The 22,008-nt window shown below is 44.9% G+C and carries 17 protein-coding genes and 1 tRNA gene; 8 read left to right on the plus strand and 10 right to left on the minus strand.

Features of this window, described 5'->3' with window-relative positions:
• Positions 1–7: 7 nt before the first annotated feature.
• Positions 8–565 carry a hypothetical protein gene (locus ICV32_RS02995; RefSeq protein WP_215371809.1) on the minus strand — a complete coding sequence of 186 codons (558 nt, stop codon included), beginning with the start codon at positions 563–565 and terminating at the stop codon, positions 8–10.
• 526 nt (positions 566–1,091) lie between these two features.
• On the opposite strand from ICV32_RS02995, the gene ICV32_RS03000 reads away from it, so the two are divergent.
• Positions 1,092–1,772, plus strand: coding sequence for a hypothetical protein (locus tag ICV32_RS03000; RefSeq protein WP_215371811.1), 681 nt, complete (start codon positions 1,092–1,094; stop codon positions 1,770–1,772).
• Here ICV32_RS03000 and ICV32_RS03005 read toward each other — a convergent pair.
• The 4 genes from ICV32_RS03005 to ICV32_RS03020 form a co-directional block, all read right to left on the minus strand.
• Positions 1,729–2,385: a hypothetical protein gene (locus ICV32_RS03005; protein ID WP_215371812.1), complete on the minus strand. Its 657-nt coding sequence runs from the start codon at positions 2,383–2,385 to the stop codon at positions 1,729–1,731. The genes ICV32_RS03000 and ICV32_RS03005 overlap by 44 nt on opposite strands.
• 76 nt (positions 2,386–2,461) lie before the next feature.
• Positions 2,462–2,890, minus strand: a complete 429-nt coding sequence (locus ICV32_RS03010; protein WP_215371814.1) for a hypothetical protein — start codon at positions 2,888–2,890, stop codon at positions 2,462–2,464.
• A 75-nt stretch (positions 2,891–2,965) separates the two neighbouring features.
• Positions 2,966–4,201 (minus strand): hypothetical protein, encoded by a 1,236-nt coding sequence (locus ICV32_RS03015; protein ID WP_215371815.1) that lies wholly within the window; start codon positions 4,199–4,201, stop codon positions 2,966–2,968.
• 102 nt (positions 4,202–4,303) lie between these two features.
• Positions 4,304–4,380: transfer RNA gene (locus ICV32_RS03020), tRNA-Met, on the minus strand.
• A gap of 211 nt (positions 4,381–4,591) precedes the next feature.
• On the opposite strand from ICV32_RS03020, the gene ICV32_RS03025 reads away from it, so the two are divergent.
• Genes ICV32_RS03025 through radA form a run of 3 tightly spaced genes read left to right on the plus strand, consistent with a single transcriptional unit; the run spans position 4,592 to position 8,290 of the window.
• On the plus strand, positions 4,592–6,433 hold the full coding sequence (locus ICV32_RS03025) for a potassium transporter Kup (protein ID WP_251371963.1): 1,842 nt from the start codon (positions 4,592–4,594) through the stop codon (positions 6,431–6,433).
• Positions 6,433–6,927 (plus strand): hypothetical protein, encoded by a 495-nt coding sequence (locus ICV32_RS03030; protein WP_215371818.1) that lies wholly within the window; start codon positions 6,433–6,435, stop codon positions 6,925–6,927. The genes ICV32_RS03025 and ICV32_RS03030 overlap by 1 nt, the downstream gene beginning before the upstream one ends.
• 1 nt (position 6,928) lies before the next feature.
• Complete coding sequence (radA, locus tag ICV32_RS03035) at positions 6,929–8,290, plus strand: DNA repair protein RadA (protein WP_215371820.1); 1,362 nt, start codon at positions 6,929–6,931, stop codon at positions 8,288–8,290.
• Between the two features lie 6 nt (positions 8,291–8,296).
• On the opposite strand, the gene prmB is transcribed toward radA, so the two are convergent.
• The 3 genes from prmB to dapD all read right to left on the minus strand — a co-directional run bounded on the left by prmB (position 8,297) and on the right by dapD (position 11,207).
• The gene (prmB, locus tag ICV32_RS03040) at positions 8,297–9,166 is read right to left on the minus strand and encodes a 50S ribosomal protein L3 N(5)-glutamine methyltransferase (RefSeq protein WP_215372516.1); all 870 of its coding nucleotides are present in this window, start codon (positions 9,164–9,166) and stop codon (positions 8,297–8,299) included.
• A 61-nt stretch (positions 9,167–9,227) separates the two neighbouring features.
• Positions 9,228–10,376 (minus strand): succinyl-diaminopimelate desuccinylase, encoded by a 1,149-nt coding sequence (dapE, locus tag ICV32_RS03045; protein ID WP_215371821.1) that lies wholly within the window; start codon positions 10,374–10,376, stop codon positions 9,228–9,230.
• A gap of 3 nt (positions 10,377–10,379) precedes the next feature.
• A complete protein-coding gene (dapD, locus tag ICV32_RS03050) occupies positions 10,380–11,207 on the minus strand; it encodes a 2,3,4,5-tetrahydropyridine-2,6-dicarboxylate N-succinyltransferase (protein ID WP_215371822.1) in 828 nt (275 codons plus the stop codon).
• Positions 11,208–11,384: 177 nt separating this feature from the next.
• On the opposite strand from dapD, the gene smc reads away from it, so the two are divergent.
• The 4 genes from smc to ICV32_RS03070 all read left to right on the plus strand — a co-directional run bounded on the left by smc (position 11,385) and on the right by ICV32_RS03070 (position 18,576).
• Positions 11,385–14,900 (plus strand): chromosome segregation protein SMC, encoded by a 3,516-nt coding sequence (gene smc, locus ICV32_RS03055; protein ID WP_215371823.1) that lies wholly within the window; start codon positions 11,385–11,387, stop codon positions 14,898–14,900.
• Positions 14,900–15,922 (plus strand): cell division protein ZipA C-terminal FtsZ-binding domain-containing protein, encoded by a 1,023-nt coding sequence (locus ICV32_RS03060; RefSeq protein ID WP_215371825.1) that lies wholly within the window; start codon positions 14,900–14,902, stop codon positions 15,920–15,922. Before smc ends, ICV32_RS03060 begins: the two co-directional genes overlap by 1 nt.
• Positions 15,923–15,931: 9 nt before the next feature.
• On the plus strand, positions 15,932–17,956 hold the full coding sequence (ligA, locus tag ICV32_RS03065; protein ID WP_251371913.1) for an NAD-dependent DNA ligase LigA: 2,025 nt from the start codon (positions 15,932–15,934) through the stop codon (positions 17,954–17,956).
• Between the two features lie 68 nt (positions 17,957–18,024).
• The gene (locus tag ICV32_RS03070; RefSeq protein WP_215371826.1) at positions 18,025–18,576 is read left to right on the plus strand and encodes an NUDIX hydrolase; all 552 of its coding nucleotides are present in this window, start codon (positions 18,025–18,027) and stop codon (positions 18,574–18,576) included.
• Here ICV32_RS03070 and ICV32_RS03075 read toward each other — a convergent pair.
• Together ICV32_RS03075 and map are read right to left on the minus strand one after the other, a co-directional pair.
• Entirely contained in the window at positions 18,537–21,110 is a 2,574-nt protein-coding gene (locus ICV32_RS03075) for a [protein-PII] uridylyltransferase (protein ID WP_215371828.1), read from the minus strand. The genes ICV32_RS03070 and ICV32_RS03075 overlap by 40 nt on opposite strands.
• A 27-nt stretch (positions 21,111–21,137) precedes the next feature.
• On the minus strand, positions 21,138–21,974 hold the full coding sequence (map, locus tag ICV32_RS03080) for a type I methionyl aminopeptidase (protein WP_215371829.1): 837 nt from the start codon (positions 21,972–21,974) through the stop codon (positions 21,138–21,140).
• Between the last annotated feature and the right edge of the window lie 34 nt (positions 21,975–22,008).

A 22,008-nucleotide genomic window follows, 5' to 3' on the forward strand; every position in this document is an offset into this window, starting at 1 on the left:
TCTCCAATTAATAAGATTCAGTTGTTTCGAGAATGGTCACATTATTAGACATAGACACATACTCTTTGAATTCATCATTTTTTGTGATGACAATGTAATTGGAATAGTTCTGTAACAAATCGTCAAATTCTTTTACCACCCCAAATGAAACTGTGTCATTAAACTCAATCACAATCCTCGGTAGTGTTTTGGATTGATTCTTTACCTTATTCAGTGATTCTTCAATCTCTTGTGTTGTGATTGATGGAGTCAGTTTGTTACTTTTTATTAGGTTATTAAACTCGTCATCACTTAATTTGGATAAGAAATAGAGTGTCGTAAACACTGGGGGTAAGAGTTCTGAAACTTGTTTGAGTTTTAGATACGATTTACCAATTTGTTCCCACTTTCGAATTGTTGATGAACCCTCTACGTAGTGTGTTTGTTTTAAAAACTCTTTGTAATCTTGAGTTGTAAAGTTATTCTTAATTTCATTGAATATGTTTCCTATTTCTAATAGATTTTCAACACTATTCTTTGATAAGTTGTTTACTTTTGATGACATTTCTGTAACTGAATAAATCATATGTTTCCTTTCATTTATATGTGATTTATTTGTGAACTCTAATAATGGTTCACCCGTCGTTTCAGGAACGGAATTGTTCTTACGGAAGGGACGACTACTACTTAAAATCAATACTTTGGGAAGTATTTGTAAACATCAAAATATTTTGATGTTCTGAAATGTTGATGTGACTTTTTGATGAAATTCAAATCTTCGTCACATAGTGTTTTCTGAATAGTATTACTTCTTAACTTTGTATAAAAATCGTTGTCATAAATCATCTAAATCTCACTTTCTGAACTGTTCTACGGTTTGGGTTGATTGACTTTCTTATTTGTTTTTGGTGTCAATCTTTGTGTAGGTTCAGGAACAGGTGTTCTGTCGGGAGGTACACATATAGATTAGTTTGTTCTTACTTGAACATTTCAATCTATAGTGTCTATTATACATTTTTTTACAATTAAATCAATGAGTTACAGTATCATAACTTCAAATCAGACAGATGACTGATTGATAGTATTGTCCGTTTATGGGAAGATGTTCATCTATGAACACCGACAAAATCCTCCCACTAAAGAAAGAGTTCTATCGGATTTGGTTTGAGTTCTACAAGATATCTCTACAGTCCACCAATCCCACAATCCTCAAAAATCTCAAACAAAGTGATGAGTTCTATTCGTCATGGGGAGATGTAGAACGAACAACATTCAATGACTGGTGGGATAGTCATAAACATCTTTTTGAAGAACAGTCTGTAACTATTCTTGATAGTCAGTCATTACGGATCTATTCAGATAGTTTGATTCTTGAAGTACCAATTAACCAATCTACTACCGTCTTACTCAAGAAGATTCGTCAGTTGATTGACGAACAACAAAAGATCCGTAATCGTCAGAAGAAGAAATATCGTGTGATTACATCTCAATTTCAGATATCTGATAGAACAGAACCAAAGTTAACAATTCTTAAAGATGTATTGAATGTCTATCGTGATGTGTATCTGAAAGATCCATCATTACGAGGTAAGTCACTATTAAGAGACGTCTATGATTATTACAAAAAAAGAAAGAGAAAAGACCATCAACAACTACCCAAGACGATTGATGACAGAGGATCATCAAATGAAAACGACATTAAACGGGTAACAAGGAATCTACGAAGATGGATTCAGTGGGGTGACACGATTACTTTGAATGTATCTCGTGGTGAGTTTCCGGGGAGATATTAGTTAGTAAAAATGTTTCAATGTAGTTAATAAAATTTTCTATTGTTTTAATTATTATTTGAGTAACCTCTGTTTCATTAAATTCTATATCTGAAAATCTAAGTCTAATCAGTAACCAATTCAACGAACTATTTTTTAGATTTTCTTCACTTAAAGGTTCCGACATTCTTTGAATATCTCCTAGAATTGTGTCACAAACTTTACTAATTTCAGAAATTGATAAGTGTGTTTTTGTATTAAGTCTTATCTGTAATAGTTTTTGATGTTTATATCTTTTTATTATTTCATTGATAGTTTCTAAGTCAAATTTGAAATTTCTCCTCGTTTTAACAATTTCGAATGATATCAATTCGAGTGATAAACAATATAAATAAGGAATGGTTTCACTTTTATTTTCAATTTGTGTAAATTTAATTATTTGACTTGTAATGTGTTCATCATTGAAAGTAATTTTTTCTACAAGTTCTTGAATACTAGATTTTTTTAATTTTTCTTTGTTGTAATTTTTGATATCTTTGTCTAATTGTTTTTTATTTTCGTGGTTATTTTTTTTAGTATTTCCCGATAAAGTGAAATTAGAATTTTTTCTTTTTAGACTTTGATTTTCGTCATACATGATCCATATTATGACAAGTAAAATTAATGTGAATCCGAGACCTAACTCCATCAAATCACCATATTCTTTACTTTATTTAATTTAGTTTCTTACATAGTCCTACATATTGAGATGTCATAGGTTCATCAAATATGTTTACGTGTCTACTATGAACAACAGGATAGTTACTTGAATTTTTAATAGATGGATTAAAAATTGTTGTTATATTCATGTTCCCAGAGGGTGTTTGTTCAATGATATGAATTGAGTTATCTCCATTGATTACTCCAACATCAGTCGCACCCGCGTTTCCAATCATTCTTCCTCGATTCTTTTTCACATCTAATTGGTCGAATGTTAAGTCAGTAAATTTTGATTTATCTCGACTTGAGGATGGTTTATTTGATTTAAAGTCTGTTGAGAATCCATCTGAAAAACTACATCTAAAGGAGTGTGTTTGACCGTAAACAAGACCACTCATACCCAAGATTAGTGATGAAAAGATGAGTTTTTGAATGAACTTCATATTGACTCTCCAATCAATTTGAATCTATTTTCTATAAGAGATATTACCTCTATTTCCGAACTCTTTTTGAACTTCTTATTTGACTTTGTATTTACTTGATTGGATCTTCCCAATGTTCATTTCACCCTCTAAGGGTTTTCCATAGAATCTTTCAATCATTCCTACAGAGGTTCTACAGTTCCGTGAAAGTGTCAATAAATCTATTGATTCACCCATCGTGAGTCTGAACATGATTGATGTGTGACGGAGAGAGTAGAGTGTTCGTGGATCACCATTAGATGTTGTTTTCATTTCACATCTATCAAGAATGTAATCAAACTGTCTCCTCATTGTTTGTAATGAGAAGTCACGATTAAGTAAGTGTGGAAAGAATACAAAATCTTCCTTACCAATCTCCCGTTTATTTTTCTTTTGGAATTCTAATAAGTCTTTGTATATCCCTACACAATTTTCCATTGTGACAATTGGTGTGTTAACAGTTTTTGAATCATCTGTTTGAATTCTTAAATACTTATGTTCTTTTTCTATAACCTGAATATTTCTATGTCGTAGATTTTTAATGTCACTTGGTCGTAGAAAAGAGTTCACCATAAATGTGATGAGTAATCTCATCTCATCAGTAATCTGATGTGAACGAATGATAGTTTTTTCATCAATACATTGTTTGACAGTTTTGAGTAAAAGTTTGTATTCATCATTGTTAAACCATCCTCTTGGTGAATCTTTTCTTTTAACTTTTGGAAATGAGGGTAATCTATCAATTAAGTTTTCTCGTTGAGATAGAGAAAGAATCTTGTGTATTAAAGAAAGATGACTTTTGATAGTGGGTGGTTTAAGTTTTCTTTGACGAAGTTGTGTGATGTAGTTATCAAGATGTTTATAAGTTACATCTTTTACATTCATACCTTTAAAGAATGGAAGAATATCTTTTTCTAACTTCTGTTTATCGTTGATATTCATCTTGGGACTTCGTTCACCTCGTTCTATTAATTGTTCTTGTTCTGTTAATAGAAGTCTTGATACTCGTTCAAAAGATGGACTTGATCCGAGAGGTAAAAGATTGTGTTGTCGTATGAGAATTTGTTCATAGAACTTCTTTCCAAATTCAATACCTTTTCTTTTATCTTCTGTTTTTGTTGATTTTTTAAGTACCTTTCCCTCTGTGTAATAACGAACCCACCAATATCGTGATGAGGGAATCTTAAAAATGACTAATTTGTCAGGAAAACCTTTACCAATTTTTGTGATTGTTTCAGGGATTGGAACTGTTCCTGATGATTTCCGTATCGTTTTGATGTTCATATCAGTCATGATTTGATATTGTTATTCTGACTGATACAAGTAGTATAGGTCAAACTATACTAGTAAACAAAAAGGGATACTTCAGTATCCCTTTGAAAAATATAAGAAATTTGGTTGCGGGGATAGGATTTGAACCTATGACCTTCGGGTTATGAGCCCGACGAGCTGCCAGACTGCTCCACCCCGCGCCTGAGACTACGATTCTACCATTTATAGTGCATCCTTGTCCAGTTAACGGGTACTGTGGCACCTCAAGTGAGCGTATCATATAGGCACTGTAACTATCGGGTAGTCCTACGGATGTCCATTAGTAACCCAGAATTTTCCAATTCATCCTTGCTCAAGCCGGTTGAAATTCACGGCACCGATGAGCATCCCAAAAAGAGTCTGCCCCTCATCATGCTTGCTGCGATTGGGGTGGTATTTGGTGATATTGGTACAAGCCCTTTGTACGCCCTGAAAGAATGTTTTGATCCTGCCCACGGTATTGCCTATAGCCGTGAGGCGCTTTTTGGTGTGATTTCCATGATGATTTGGGCGCTCTTGATTGTCGTAACGCTCAAGTATGTATTTGTGGTGATGCGTGCCGATAATAAAGGCGAAGGCGGCGTCCTTTCATTGATGGCCTTAGCGCTGCGTTCAATTAAAAGTGACAGCCGGCAATATTTTCTGATTATGGTGATGGGCATGTTGGGCGCTTGCATGCTGCTTGGTGAATCGGTCATTACCCCGGCGATTTCAGTCCTCTCGGCGGTCGAAGGAATTGCGATCGCAACACCGACGTTAGCGGATGCGGTATTGCCAATCTCTGTCATTATTCTGGTGGCGCTTTTTGTGATTCAACGCTTTGGGACTGCAGCAGTTGGTAATTTGTTTGGTCCTATTACCTTGATGTGGTTTATCGTGCTAGCCATATTGGGACTCATGAACATCGGTCAAGCGCCTGAAATTGTGAGCGCATTTAACCCGATGTATGCATTGCAATTTGTCGTCGATCATCCCTTAACGGCTTATATCGTGATGGGCGCAGTAGTTCTCGTGGTCACCGGTGTGGAAGCGCTCTATTTAGATATGGGCCACTTCGGTAAAAGTCCAGTGCGCTATGCATGGCTTTTTTTGGTATTGCCATGTTTATTAATCAACTATTTAGGCCAAGGGGCATTACTTCTTGCTAATCCTGCGGCAGTGACCAATCCGTTTTATTTGATGGTGCCCGAGTGGGCTTTGTGGCCCGTGATTGGATTGGCTACTGCCGCAACGGTAATTGCCTCGCAGGCTGTGATTTCAGGGGCATTCTCTCTGGTTAACCAGGCTATTCTTCTTGGCTTCGTTCCCCGTATGAATATCCTACATACCTCCGTCTCTGAACGAGGTCAGATTTATATCCCTGCAGTGAACTGGGCTTTATTGATCATGGTCATTGTGACCACCGTTGAATTTGGGGAGTCGGTCAATCTCGCTGCCGCATACGGGATTTCAGTAAGTTCAACCATGCTGATCACCACCATTTTATTGAGCATCGTTATGCGGCGTGAGTGGCATATTAATCCTATCATTATTTTTGTGATGATCATCTTATTTTTGGTGATCGACTTTGCCTTTTGGACCGCCACGTTGATCAAAATTAAAGCGGGGGGTTGGTATCCCATCGCCTTGGCTTTCTTACTCTTTACTTGCATCATTACGTGGTATCGAGGCCGTCAGCTGCTGCGCAATAAGCTCATTAAAGAGTCGATTCCACTGGAGATGTTCATTAAAAACTTATTGGCGCATCCACCCCATCGGGTTGAGGGAACGGCCATCTTTCTGACTCCGCATATTGATTTTGTGCCTGCAGCAATGCTCCACAACCTAAAGCATAACCACGTGATGCATCAGCGTATCTTCTTTCTTAAATTGAGTACTTGGGATGTGCCCTTTGTGCGCGATGATGAGCGCTTATCGATTAAAGATTTGGGTGGTAATGTATTTGTGGTTCGTAGTGTGCATGGCTTTAAAGAAACACCCGATATGAACAAAGTGCTCGATTTGATTACCAAGCAATATGGTCAACCCTTTGATCTCATGGATACCACCTTCTTTTTGGCACGGGACGCCATTACGCCATCCAAATCCCCTGGTATGGCGGTGTGGCGTGAGCGTCTTTTTGCATGGATGATGCAAAACGCTGCCAAGCCATCGGATTTCTATAACATTCCAGCCAATCGTTTAGTCGAGTTGGGCGCCAAGGTTGAGATTTAATGACGGATCAAAATCGATCATTGGCTTTTGCCATTCTGATAGCGATGTACGTTGCTCCAGCCCATGCTGTTACGAGTGATGAGCTTGAACTTGAAAAGCTCAATCAAATCGAGGCTCAACTCACGCTGCAGCGCGAATGGGCTGAATATCGCTGGAAAAAAACGAATGCGGAATGTTATGACAAGTTCTTCGTGAATTCATGCCTTAGCGATGCGCGAGCAAAGTATCGACGTGAAATTGATCCAATTCGGGCGCAGGAGGTCTTGCTCAACGAAAACCAACGCATTATCAATGAGCGAATCAAAACGGAACGCGATGCGCGTCGTGCTGCTGAGCGAGCTGATCCAAAACGTGCACAAGAGCGTGCTGAGAATGAAAAAGCATTTTTGCAAAAACAAAAAGATGCGGCTGCACGCGCTGCTGACCTTGAGGAGCGTCGCAAGGATGCACCACGACGCGCTCAGGAAAATAAGTCGGGCGTGAAATTAGACTGATATGGCAAAGACCAAAACACTTTACGTTTGCCAGGCCTGTGGGGGCAGTTCTCCAAAATGGCAAGGTCAATGTCCTGCATGCGATGCATGGAACACGCTTGAAGAGTCTCTCGCCGAGACTACAAACCATCGTTTTCAAGGGCTTGCCAAGTCAATCCCACGACAAAGATTGGTGAGCATTGAGGCACAGGATTCGCCACGATTACCAACCGGAATTGTTGAACTCGATCGCGTCTTAGGCGGAGGATTGGTGGCAGGTGGTGTGGTCTTACTCGGCGGTGATCCAGGTATTGGGAAGTCCACCTTATTATTGCAAGCCTTAGCTGAGCTAAGTATGCAAGGGGTCGATGTTTTATATAGCTCCGGAGAGGAGTCTGCCGCTCAAATTGCGTTGCGTGCTCAGCGAATTTCCCTCAACGCACCTCAACTTGAAATCTTGGCAGAGATTCAGCTCGAAAAGTTATTGCTCTCGGTTGAGGCTGCCCAACCGCAGGTTTTGGTGGTTGACTCGATTCAAACGCTCTATTCCGAGGCATTTACATCGGCGCCTGGATCGGTTGCTCAAGTTCGAGAATGCGCCGCCCAATTAACGCGGCTAGCAAAATCAAGTGGGATCTGTATTTTATTGGTTGGCCACGTTACGAAAGATGGTCATCTGGCTGGTCCTCGTGTGCTGGAGCATATTGTGGATACCGTTTTGTATTTCGAGGGCGATACGCATTCTTCATTTCGTCTTGTGCGCTCAATTAAAAACCGCTTTGGGGCAGTTAACGAGCTTGGCGTCTTTGCGATGACCGAGAAAGGTCTTAAAGGGGTTAATAATCCCTCTGCACTTTTTCTATCGCAACACCCGCAAACGGTACCTGGATCTTGTGTATTGGTAACCCAAGAGGGTAGTCGACCGCTGTTGGTTGAGATTCAGGCGCTGGTTGATACGGCGCATATTCCGAATCCTAGACGCCTAGCGGTTGGTTTAGAACAAGCGCGTTTGGCGATGCTGTTAGCGGTTTTGCACCGTCACGCAGGTATCGCTTGTTTTGATCAAGATGTTTTTCTCAATGCCGTGGGTGGGGTCAAAATTACCGAGCCCGCCGCTGATCTGGCAGTTCTACTGGCCATCACATCCTCAATCCGCAATCGGGCTCTACCAAAGCATTTGGTGGTCTTTGGTGAAGTTGGTTTGGCTGGAGAAATTCGTCCATGCCCTCGGGGTCAGGAACGATTGAAGGAGGCTGCTAAATTAGGATTTAAGATCGCCATTGTTCCTAAGGCTAATTTACCAAAATCAAAAATTACTGATTTACAAATGATTGCTGTTGAGCGGATTGATGAGGCAATCGCTGCGGCGAACGACCTATTCTGATTGGCTTTAGTGGCGTAGATCTTCTGCCTCAATCAAACAGATTTGCCGATCACCTGCGGATACTTCCATCCAAATTGGTGAAAGATGTCCAAAGGCTTTTTGGAAGTGATCATACTCATTGCCAATTTCAAGTACTAATGCGCCGCGTTCATGGAGGTATTCACTGGCTGAGGCAATGATCTGACGAATCAGATCCATGCCATCTGCTCCACCAGCAAGCGCTTCGGGTGGTTCAGCACGGTACTCGGGTGGCAGACCTTGCATCGATTGCTCATTGACATAGGGTGGATTGCAAATAATTAAATCAAATTGCAAATCCTGCCTTGCAATCGGTTCCCATAGGTCTCCATGCAGTAATTCAATACGGTCACTTAAGTGATGGCGATCAAGATTGCGAGCAGCGAGAGCGAGCGCTGGTAGAGAAAGATCACTCGCTGTAACCTGAAGGTCAGGGTAGCAAAGTGCCATCAGCACTGCCAACGAACCATTACCAGTGCATAAATCAAGCACCTTGCCATCTGCGGGTAACCAGGACTCAAACGATTCATGAACAATTAACTCAGCGATGAAGGAGCGCGGGATGATGCTTTGCGGGGTGCAATCAAACGGTACGCCCATTAACCACGCCTCACCCAAAAGATAGGCTAGGGGTTGGCGCGATTCAATCCGTTTTTGAGCGATCTCCAGTGCTTTTTGGCTGAGCTCTTCAGAAATCGTGAATGCCAATTGTTCGAGCGTTTCGGAGGGTGACTGCTCCAATTGTTTGCTGACAATCCACAATGCTTCGGACTGCGCATCACTCGCACCATGTCCGTAATGAAGATCAGCTGATTCCAAAACATCCTGAACGCGTTGACAACATGCATCAATTGTCATCACAGACAAATTAGTTGGTATGGGAATGGGGTCCATGCGAATAGGTTAACCCAGCAAATCCTTAGGCAATTAGCTTTTCAAGTGCGCGACGATAAATATTTTTTAGAGGTTCAATTGAGTTCAGTGCCACACGTTCATCAATCTTGTGACTGGTTGCGTTCACAGGCCCAAACTCAATGAGTTGGGAGCAAATTTTGGCAATGAATCGACCATCGCTAGTGCCACCGGTAGTCGAGAGCTCGGTTTGAACTTCAGTCTCTGCCAAAATGGCCTCGCGCATAGCGCCTGCTAATTCTCCATCACCAGTTAAGAACGGCTCACCACCTAAAGTCCAGTCGATACCGAACTGAAGATTAGCCTCTCGCAAGATCGACTCAACTGCCGCTTTTAATTGCTCTGGTGTGCTTTCGGTTGAGAATCGGAAATTAAAGTCAATCACCAACTCACCCGGAATAATATTGTTTGCGCCCGTGCCCGCATGAACATTTGAGATCTGAAAGCTAGTTGGTTGAAAGTACTGATTACCATGATCCCACTCCTTGGCCACTAATGCTGCAAGCGCTGGAGCAATCTCATGAATTGGATTGCGCCCTAAGTGAGGGTAGGCGATATGCGCTTGCACCCCTTTGACTTTAAGTTTTCCTGAGAGCGACCCACGACGCCCATTTTTGATCATGTCGCCTAAACGCTCGACGGATGTGGGTTCACCAATGATGCAGTAATCCAGTTTCTGACCCCGCTTTTTAAGAAGATCGCATACGATCACAGTGCCATCATGGGCGGGACCTTCTTCATCACTTGTAATTAAAAACGCAATTGATCCAGAGTGATTGGGGTGTGTTTTCACAAATTCTTCGGTTGCCACCACAAACCCCGCGAGGGAGGTTTTCATATCCGCCGCGCCGCGACCGTACAGAAATTGATCGCGCTCCGTGGGTATAAAGGGATCATTGGTCCACTGCTCAAGTGGTCCAGTAGGTACAACGTCTGTGTGTCCAGCAAAGGCCAATACTTTTCCTTGAGGATTGGAACCCCGTTTAATTGCCCAAAGATTAGTCACTTGAAATTCCTTTGGTCCGCTAACGATGGTTTCAACTTCAAAGCCGATCGCTGTTAACCTCTTTGCAATCAGTTCTTGGCAACCGCCATCCGCAGGGGTGACCGAGCGACATGCAATGAGTTCTTTAGTCAGCAAAAGGGCCGAGGTCATCAATTAGTCACGCAAGAGTTCGTTAATCGCTGTTTTTGCCCGAGTCTGGGCATCCACTTTTTTCACAATCACTGCCGCATACAGACTGTATTTACCGTTACTCGCTGGAATCGATCCTGGAACCACTACCGATCCTGCGGGCACCCGACCATAATGAACCTCACCGGTCTCGCGGTCATAAATCTTGGTGCTCTGGCCAATATAGACACCCATCGAGAGAACGCTGTTCTCTTCGATTACAACTCCCTCAACCACTTCAGAGCGAGCGCCAATAAAGCAGTTGTCTTCGATGATGACAGGGCCTGCTTGAATGGGCTCTAGAACACCACCAATACCAACGCCGCCAGAGAGGTGAACGTTTTTACCGATTTGTGCGCATGATCCGACCGTGGCCCAGGTATCGACCATTGAGCCTTCGTCCACGTAGGCGCCAATATTCACATACGAAGGCATGAGTACAACGTTTTTGCCAATGAATGACCCGCGACGTGCAAAAGCAGGTGGTACCACCCGAAATCCGCCCTTAGCAAAGTCTTCGGGTGAGTAATTGATGAATTTGCTAGGCACCTTATCGTAAAACTGAGTAAACCCACCTGCAGCCATCGGTTGATTGTCCTCAAGGCGAAACGAAAGTAGAACCGCCTTTTTGACCCATTGATTGACATCCCATTGACCAACTGCCCGTTTTTCAGCAACTCGGATCGAGCCATTGTTAAGACCTTCTAAAACCATGCTGACTGCTTGCTTGATATCGGTCGGAGCGGAGCTTGGGGACAGATTGCTGCGGTTTTCCCAGGCTTGATCAATGGTGTTTTGTAGGGCTTGCGTCATAAGGAGAGGTAACTATAGGATTGATAAGGATTTTTAGAAAAATTGATTTTTGATTGCTCAATAATCATTATATTGGGGCTTGCACGGAAGGGTTAAATGCCCCTGAGATTGTTATCATCATGGATTACAGCGTTTAGACCATTATTTCCCTAATTTGCCTTACTAAGAAGAACATCCGTGCAACTGAAATCAATCAAATTATCTGGCTTTAAATCTTTTGTTGACCCAACCCATTTTGAGTTACCCGGCCAGTTAATTGGTGTAGTTGGTCCGAATGGTTGTGGCAAATCAAACATCATTGATGCAGTTCGCTGGGTACTCGGAGAATCGCGGGCAAGTGAGTTGCGTGGCGAGTCAATGCAAGACGTTATTTTTAATGGCTCTGGCTTACGAAAGCCATCCGGCCGCGCCAGTGTTGAGCTCATTTTTGATAATGCCGATGGTCGTGCGCAGGGCCAATGGTCAAGTTTTGCTGAGCTTTCAGTCAAGCGGGTCTTGACCCGCGACGGCAACTCCAGTTACTACATCAATAACCAAGTGGTGCGCCGCAAGGACGTCCAGGATATCTTTCTCGGAACTGGCCTTGGTCCGCGAGCTTATGCCATTATTGGTCAGGGCACCATTTCTCGTATTTTGGAGTCAAAGCCTGAAGAGTTGCGGGTATTTTTGGAAGAGGCTGCCGGCGTCTCGAAATATAAAGAGCGCCGCAAAGAAACGGCTGCCCGCTTAGAAGACACCCAAGAGAATCTCGTGCGCGTGCAGGATATTTTGCGGGAGCTAGAGCAGCAGTTAGCCCGCTTGGAGGCGCAGGCGCAGGTCGCTAGCCGTCACAACGAGCTTCAGACTCAAATGAAAGCGCAGCAGCAACTGCTCTGGTTTGTGAAGCAAACGGAATCGGGTAAGGAACAAGAGAAACACGCTAACTCGATTCGTGAAACCCAAGTGAAACTGGAAGAGGAAACAGCGAAGCTGCGTCATGCAGAATCTGAACTGGAAACAATGCGCACCGAGCAGTATGCACTGCAGGATGTGGTATCAAAAGCTCAAGGTGATCTGTACGAAACGAATGCGGAAATCAACCAAGTTGAAGCGGAGATTAAATACGTTCAAGAATCTCGTCAACGCCTTCAAGAGCAAGTGGCTGATTTACAAGCGCAACTTGATCGTTGGACGACGCAAGAGAAAGAGGCCGCTCAAGCACAGCGTCAAGCGGAGCAGGAGTTTCGGGCAGCCAGCGAAAACGAAGCAAAACTGCAAGCAGAGTTTTACGACCTTCAAGCGCAATCACCAAGTCAAGATGAGCGTTTTCAGTTGGCGACCCAAGCACTTGATGAGGCACGCTCTGCATTAGCGAGCCTTGAGCAACGACTCGTTAGTTTGCAAGAGCGTATTCATGCTGGTGCGGTGCAGTTTGAGGATGCCACTGCTCGGGCAACGCGTTTGCAGGATGAGTTGGCGACGATGCGCAAACCAGATGAAGAAGCTCTACAAATGGCTACGGATCGTCACATCATGGCTCAACGTAAAGCCGATGAGGCAAAAGCAAAGGCTTCTCAGAATCAAGAACACGTACCCGCAACAGACGCCAAGCGTCAGTCGGCATTGGATCAGATACAAAAGGCTAATCAGGATGTGCAGCAAAGCGAGGCCAAACTTAGTGCGCTCACTGCTTTACAAGCAAGCGTTCAAGCGCAAGGCAAGATCGGTCCGTGGTTAGAAAGCAAAGGTTTAAAAGAAAGTAAACGTCTCTGGCAAGAGCTCAAGGTTGAAAAAGGGTGGGAACCTGCTCTCGAATCTGTTTTGCGTGAACGCCTAGCGGCATTAACTGGTAAAAGTCTGAATGAGACCCTGATCTTAGCTAAAGAGGCGCCACCGAGCCGATTAGCTATTCTCTTAACGGATGATTTAGAGTCGGGCGATATTAAGGCTCCATCCGGATTTGTGCCATTTCTTTCTCGGGTTCAGGCATCTGGTGTGATTTCCAATGTTTTGCAAGAGTGGCTGAGTAATATTTATATTGCCGACACCTTGGAAGATGCTTTACGCCGACGGACGCAGCTCGGCCGTGGTGCTGCGTTAGTTACTGCACAAGGGCATCTGGTGACACGCGCTGGTGTTCAGTTGTACGCGCCTGATTCTGAACAGGCCGGGATGTTAGCTCGTGCACAAGAAATGGCAAGCCTTGAGAAACAACTCAAAGCACAGCAGTTGATTCAGAGCGAGTTACAAAGCGAGCTCGAGCAAGCCAATGCGAACTACCAGGCTGCACGTGCTGCTGCCGATCAGTCCCGAATCGCAGCCGATCAAGCGGTTCAGGAGGCGCATGCCTTTGAAGTTGAAAAAATGCAGCTAGTGCAAGCCAAAGAGCAGTACAGCACCCGGGCTGCACAAATCGATTCTGAGTTATCGGAAATCAATCAACAGCTAAAGAGTATTTCCGAGGCGAAGACCCAAACCGAGGGGCAGCTCCATGATGCCAACGCTCAAAAAGCGACTCTGGAGTCTCAGCTCGCCACTGCTCAGAATGGCTTAGAGCAGGCCAGCGCATCTCGGGAGCAATTGCGTCTTGCCGTGCGTCAAGCAGAAATGACTGCCCAAGAGGCCGCATTTAATACCCGCTCTCTACAGCAACGTATTAGCGATTTACAGCGCGATCAAAGTACCGCCAGAACCCAAATTATGGAACTTCAGGACCGTTTTGATGCCAATCAAAATGAGTTGAAAACCTTAAGCGATGAGGCTGCACAAAATAAATTACAAAGCTTATTGGTAACCCGTTCTGAGCGCGAAGCTGCGTTAGCAAAGGCGAGAACGGAACAAGAGGCAATGCAGCACCAATTGCGTCAGGCGGATGAAGCACGTTTAATGCTCGAGCAAACCCTGCAGCCGATGCGCGACCGAGTGGTTGATCTGCAGTTGCGAGAGCAGGCAGCCCGCTTAAGTTACGAACAGTTCACAACCCTATTGAATGATGACGAGGCAGATTTCCAAGCCCTTGCCGAGCGTTACAGCCCCGATCTGCGTGCAAGTAGCTTGCAAGGCGAAGTCACGCGCCTGAATAATGAGATCCAATCACTAGGACCAGTGAATATGGCCGCTCTTGAGGAGCTATCAAGTAGCCGCGAGCGCAAGTCATTCTTGGATGCGCAATCAGCCGATTTAAATGAGGCGATTCAGACCTTGACCGATGCGATTGCAAAGATTGATGCAGAAACGCGTGATTTATTGCAAGGTACATTTGATCAGGTGAATACGCATTTCGGGCGATTATTCCCAGAGCTCTTTGGTGGCGGTCATGCGCAATTAGTGATGACCGGTGAAGAGATTTTGGACGCGGGTGTGCAGGTCATGGCACAACCACCTGGCAAGAAAAACAGCACGATCCATTTGCTTTCGGGCGGTGAGAAAGCCTTGACAGCAATTGCTCTGGTCTTTTCCTTATTTTTGCTAAATCCTGCCCCATTCTGTTTGCTTGATGAGGTGGATGCCCCCCTTGATGATGCCAATACGATGCGCTATTCTGAGATGGTCTCAAGAATGTCAGATAAAACCCAATTTGTCTTTATTTCACATAACAAGATCACCATGGAAATTGCCAGCCAACTGATTGGCGTGACGATGCAAGAACAAGGCGTATCACGGATCGTAGCCGTTGATATTGCATCGGCTGTTTCGATGGTGGAGGCGGCTTAATGCCGCTTGACCAGTTCGCGTCTCAATTGGGTTTGTCTGAGCTTCAACTAGCACTTGGAGCGGTTGGGGTTCTATTCTTAATTTGGGTGGTGATTTATAACGTCCGTAATGCCCGAGCAAAATCAAATGAAACGGAAGAGCGTGTTGAGCCAAGTTCTAATACTCTCAACACGGAGCCGCTCGAGACCGCCCCTGTTTCGGTAGACGTATTCAATCAACAACTCGGATCGCAAACCATTGATCCTCGGATCGATTGTGTGATTGCTTTGCGTTTTAACCAGGCTATTTCTGGTATCGAAATCTTAGAGGCTCTGAAATCCTGGGCCGATCTTCCCATTCCATGGATGGTCGATGGTCTTCATGCAACCGGCCCTCAGGAAGGCGTTTGGGAAACCCTTGAGGCGAATCACTCTTACCTTGAGATTCAGCTTGCGGTTCAACTCGCCAATCGACGTGGTCCGATTGGGGTTCTCGAGCTATCGGATTTTTGTTCTCGTGTTCAGGCGCTGGCGGAGTCCTTGGATGCCCAAATTGATATGCCAGCGGTAAATGCGATGCTCGATAGTGCAAAAGAGTTAGATGCCTTAGCGGCTCAGAGTGACATTTTGTTGGGAATGAACATTGTGTTCGATCAGCAAACATGGTCTTGGCCTCACATTGAGTCTTCGTTAACGCAAAGAGGATATCGACTAAACACTGCAGCCAACTCTTTTGAATACATGGTCGATGGTAAGACAGTCTTTCGAACGGGGACTTTGGATCGGCAAGCGCCAATTGGACAGATTACCTTTCTATTGGAGGTACCAGTTGTTGCCCGTCATTTGCGACCCTTTGAGCTGATGCTCAATGAGGCTGCCGATGTTGCTCAGGCCTTGCAGGGGCGCTTGGTTGATGACAACGGGGTTCACTTGACCGAGAACTCGGTTTATATCATTCGTGAGCAACTTGACTCTCTCTATGCACAGCTTGATAAAGCAGGCATTCCAGCAGGGTCAAGCGCGGCTCTTCGTTTATTTTCTTAGGATTCGATCTTGAGTCAACACAGATCCTCGGCTGCGGATCGTTATCACGATTTGCAGCAGGAGCTTGCCCGACTCGAGCATGCGTATTACGTTTTAGATCAACCCTTAGTTCCTGATGCTGAGTATGACCGCTTGTATCGTGAGTTATTGGATCTTGAGGCCCAACATCCGGATTGGGTGACCCCAGACTCCTTATCGCAGCGGGTTGGCGGCGCCCCTCTAAAAGAATTTATGGAGGTCAGGCACTCCGTTCCAATGCTTTCCCTAAATAATGCTTTTGAGGAATCTGAACTGATTGGATTTGATCGACGTTGTCGTGAAGGCTTAGGGCTAGACCATGTGGAATATGCGTGCGAACTGAAGTTTGATGGTTTGGCAATTTCCTTGCGCTATGAAAACGGCGTTTTAGTCCAAGCCGCAACCCGCGGTGACGGAGCAAGTGGCGAGGATGTAACAAGCAATATTCGAACGATTCGGGCAATCCCTTTGCGTTTGCAAGGCACCAATCTTCCAAACGTGATTGAAGTTCGTGGCGAAGTATTCATGCATCGAGCCGATTTTGAGGCGATGAATAAAACTGCTGCAAAAAGTGGCGAAAAAGAGTTTGCAAACCCACGCAATGCGGCGGCGGGAAGCTTGCGTCAGCTCGATTCAAAGATCACTGCAAAACGTCCCTTAAGCTTCTTTGCCTACGGCCTAGGTGCTTTAGAGCCAATTCAATGGCTACCCTCAACCCATAGTGAGTTACTTAATCTGTACGAAGCGCTTGGCTTGCCTGTTTGTCGAGAGCGAACGGTGGTGAGTTCACTGGACGGTTTAATGAAGTTCTACGCGGGGATTGCTGCTAAGCGCGAACAATTACCGTATGAGATTGATGGCGTAGTTTATAAAGTGAACTCGTTTGCCGAGCAACAGCAATTGGGTTATGTATCGCGTGCACCACGTTTTGCAATTGCCCACAAATATCCTGCGCAAGAAGAATTCACCATGGTCCTAGGTATTGATGTGCAAGTAGGCAGAACCGGAGCGATTACTCCTGTGGCCCGTTTAGCACCAGTTTTGGTGGGGGGTGTTACGGTAACCAATGCAACTTTACATAACGAGGATGAGGTACGACGTAAAGATGTCCGAATCGGTGATACGGTGGTCGTTCGTCGCGCAGGGGATGTAATACCAGAAATCGTATCAGTGGTGTTAGATCGCAGACCTTCTAACACCCAAGTATTTGTTATGCCGACTCATTGTCCAGTGTGCGAGTCGCACATTGAGCGCTTATCGGATGAAGCGGTTGCACGTTGCAGTGGGGGTCTATTTTGCGCGGCACAACGCAAGCAGGCATTGCTTCATTTTGCACAGCGCCGCGCGATGGACATTGAGGGTTTGGGTGACAAAATTGTGGATCAGATGGTTGATCTCAATCTAGTTCGCACCCCAGCCGATCTCTATCGCTTAGGCTTTGCCGCTTTAGTGAACATGGAACGTATGGGGGAAAAGTCTGCGGATAACCTCTTGCAATCCATTGCGCAATCGAAGAAAACTACCCTGGCGCGATTTATCTTTGGATTAGGGATTCGTCATGTGGGAGAAAGTACTGCCAAAGATCTCGCAAAGCACTTTGGAGGTATCCATGCCTTAATGGACGCACCAATGGATGAATTACTCATGGTCAATGACGTTGGACCAGTAGTTGCCGATTCAATTGTTAGTTTTATGTCAGAACCGCATAACCGCGAGGTGATCGAGCAACTGTTGGTATCTGGAATTGAGTTTCAAAACGAAGAGCGAATCACAACTGTTGATCTGAGCGGCAAGACCTTTGTTTTAACTGGTACGCTACCAACACTCTCTCGAGACCAAGCAAAAGAACTGCTTGAGGCAGCCGGAGCGAAAGTAGCAGGCTCAGTCTCTCAAAAAACCTCATTCGTGGTTGCTGGTTCCGAAGCGGGAAGCAAGCTTGATAAAGCGACAGAGCTTGGCATCCCCATTTTGGATGAAGCAACACTACTCTTAATGTTAGATGTAGGAAAAAACTGACAACAAAATCAGTTTGGTATTTAGGGCTTTGAGCCTTATTCTTTTGGTTTCTCAATTGACCAATAAAGATGAATTCAGCCCACTTACTTACAAAGTATTTTGCCACTAACCCCATTGAGTTACTTTGTCAAATCAATCAATTAATTTTGATCAACTCAAAGTTGATATGGAACAATAAGTTCCAAATTAGCGGCCACATTACCGCCAGCGGACTTGTTATCAAGAACGATAAGGTTCTTCTAATTCGACATCCATTTATTGGTAAGTATTTTCAGCCCGGAGGTCATATTGATGAGAATGAGACACCTCTAGAAGCTGCCATTCGTGAGGTATACGAGGAAACTGGTTGGAAATGTAGCCCGTATCGTGCGCATCAACAGATTTTGGATGTAGATTTTCATTTAATTCCTGAAAATAAGAAAAAGCTTGAGGCTGCCCATTGGCACATTGATCTGTGCTATCAGCTTAATCCGATAGAGCAAGCTCCTGTAAGCGAGAGCCTATCTGCCACATGGGTAGATATCAGTCGTGTTGAATCCCCAAGAGTTCGAAGGGCATTTATAAAAGCAATGCGTCTTGATCAGGCCGCTAACACTTCCAATAACTCAGTCTCGAGCTGAATTTGTAGTTTTGGGTTCTTGCTGAGGTTACTACCATCAAGCAACATGATGTCCTCGACGCGTTCGCCTAGCGTATTAATTCGGGCGGTATGAAGCGATATTTGGTATTTGGCAAGGGCCTTTGCTACCGCGTATAAAAGCCCTGAACGATCTGCCGCTGATAAGGTAAGGGCAAAGTACTGATTGCGCTCATCCGGTTGGAGGCTAACGCGAGCTTGGATTGGAAAGCTCTTCGACTGTCGGGATAAGCGTCCCATACTGGGTTCAGGTAGAGGCGCCGATTTTTTGATGGACTCTGCGAGTTCGTATTCGACTAACTGAATCAAATCACGATAACTACCACCTTCTTCAACTAGGTGGCTGCCAGATATTTGGAAAGTATCTAAGGCATAGCCATGCTTCGTGGTATGAATTCGTGCATCCCAAATAGAAAAATGATGGCGCTCAAAATAGGCGCAAATTCGTGCGAATAAATCCAGTTGGTCTTTGACATAAACCGCAACTTGTAACCCTTCACCTGCCTGGGAGAGTCGGGCGCGGACAATGGGTTCATTGGTATGCACGTGTGAAAAGAGGTGTCGGGTAAGCCACGCAATATCGCTCGCTTCTTGGCGTAAGAAAAAGGCCACATCCAATTGTTGCCATAGGGCCTGTGGCGCTTCATTATCAATTCCCGCTAAACGCAGTTGGGTTAGGGCTTCTTCTTTGTGTTGAATCAGTTCAGACGATGGATCAGGTTTGGCGCCCCCTAGAACTCGTAGAGTTGCTCGATAGAGGTCCTCCAATAACTTGCCTTTCCAAGCGTTCCAGACTTTAGGGCTAGTACCCCGGATATCCGCAACGGTCAATAAATAGAGTGCGGTCAAGTGCCGTTCGTCACGCATTCTTTTTGCAAAGGCGGTAATTACTGCAGGATCCGTAATATCTTGCTTTTGAGCAATCTGACTCATCGTTAGATGTTCGGCAACTAGCCAAACCAACAACTCGGTTTCATCAGAGGCTAGGCCATGCTCTTTAGCAAAAGTTCGCGCATCGCGTTTTCCGAGTTCGGAGTGATCGCCACCACGACCCTTCGCAATGTCATGGAAGAGGGCGGCTAAGGCAATGATCCAGTTTTTATCAAAGCTTGCAATGAGGTTGCTACAGAATGGAAACTCATGCGTATGCTCGAGGATCAAGAAACGCCGCACATTACGTAAGACCATTAAGATGTGTTGATCCACGGTGTACACATGAAATAAATCATGCTGCATTTGACCAACAATACGCCGAAATGACGGTAAGTAGCGCCCCAGAACACTGGTTTGATTCATTAGACGAAAGGCGGTAGTTACGCCATCGGGCAGTTTGAGTAGCTCCATAAACACCGCTCGATTGCGGGGATCCTTACGCCACGACGCATTCATAAGTTGCCTTGCGTTATAGAGTGCTCGAAAGACGCTGGCTGAAAGGCCATTGATTGCTGGATTTTGGGCAAATACTAAAAATGTTCGTAATATTTGCTCGGGATGCTTTTGATAGAGCTGAGGATCGACAATATCTAATAAACCTTGGCGTTCGATAAACATGGTGTTATCGGATCCGGAGATGGGGTAGGTCGTACGCGATTCATTTGGGAACAGGATTGCTTCAATGTTTTGGAGAAGAATCGTATTGAGTTGGCTCACGGCCTTCGCAGCCCAGTAATAACGGCGCATTAACTCCTCGCTGGCAAGTCGACCAGATTCTTGATGAATACCGGTTTGTTTGGCAAGACCTGCTTGAAGATCAAATACCAAAACATCCTGGCGGCGCTTAGCAAGTAAATGCAAATTCGCTCGAATGTTTTGCAGTAACTTCTGATTGCGACTCAGTTCTTTGAGCTCGCGTTCTGTAATTAAACCCCGTTTAAATAAATCGGTATAGCTATTGCCTAGCGAAGCTGCTTTACTGACCCACAAGATGATTTGAAGATCGCGTAAGCCCCCTGGACTCTCTTTACAGTTTGGCTCGAGTGCGTAGGGAGTTTCTTGATACTTGTAGTGCCGCTGCTGTTGTTCCAATAACTTTGCCTGGAAGAAGGTTTTGGGATCCATTGCTTCATCGAAGCTGCGTTTAAATAATTTGAATAGGCCGCGATGACCACCCAATAAGCGAGCTTCTAACACCGAGGTGCGAACTGTAATGTCGTGTTGCGCCTCGGATAGGCATTCCGAGAGAGTGCGAACGGCCGAGCCAATTTCTAGACCAGAGTCCCAACAGAGCGCAATAAAGGATTCAAGATTGGACTGCAACTCAGGATCAGTGCTTCGAGCGTCATCAAGCAAGATCAAGATATCAATGTCTGAGTATGGAAAGAGTTCAGAGCGACCATAGCCACCAACGGCTAGCAAAGCGGCATCCGTACTGAGATTACAGCGATTCCATAAATCCAGAAGTTGTTGGTCAGTTGCTTGCGTTAAGCGTTGCATCAATTTGCCGACGTTCTGATGAGCTAAAAAATCAGAACACGCTAATGAGCGAGCATTTTTGAGTGGATGGGATTCCGAACTCATGGCCAAATTTGCGAGGATGAAGTAAAACTAAGCAGCGATTGCGCTAGGTCGATAGCTTAGGTTGCCAACACAAGCGGGAGCCTTGGGTGTATCTGCAGACCAGGTTAAGACCTCAACGCCATGTTGAGTGACCAAAACGGTATGCTCCCATTGTGCTGACAGGCTGCGATCTTTTGTTTTCACAGTCCATTGATCCGGCATCGTCCGAATCTCGCGTCGACCAGCATTGATCATTGGCTCAATCGTAAAGGTCATCCCCTCTTCTAACACTTCTCCCGTACCTGGCTTTCCATAATGAAGAATTTGAGGATCTTGATGAAATACCTTGCCAATACCATGGCCGCAGTATTCGCGCACCACCGAATAGCCAGCCTGTTCGGCATGCGATTGAATTGCAAAACCAATATCGCCTAAACGAGCTCCGGGTTTGACTTGGGCAATACCAAGCCACATGCATTCAAATGTGATTTGATTAAGCCGTGTAGCAAGGATTGAAATATCACCGACCGCAAACATCCGACTGGTATCCCCGAAATAGCCGGCTTGGGTGATTACCGTTATATCCAAATTGACAACATCCCCATTTTTAAGCACCTTGTCACCTGGAATGCCATGGCAAATGACATCATTCACTGAGGTGCAGATCGATGCCGGAAAGGGGGGGTAGCCTGGAGGTTGATAGTTCAGTGGGGCCGGAATGGTGTGTTGAACATCGCGCATATAAGTGTGGCAAAGACGATCTAGTTCCCCCGTGCTAACTCCGGGTTTGACAAAGGGGCCAATGTAATCGAGAACCTCGCTCGCTAGGCGGCCAGCTTCTCGCATCCCTTGCAGGTCTTTTTCATCAGTAAATACACTATGCATAGATCATATTATGGCCGAATCCGATCGATATCGA

The organism is Polynucleobacter sp. MWH-UH24A (genome assembly GCF_018687475.1).
In the GTDB taxonomy this organism is placed as follows: Bacteria; Pseudomonadota; Gammaproteobacteria; order Burkholderiales; family Burkholderiaceae; genus Polynucleobacter.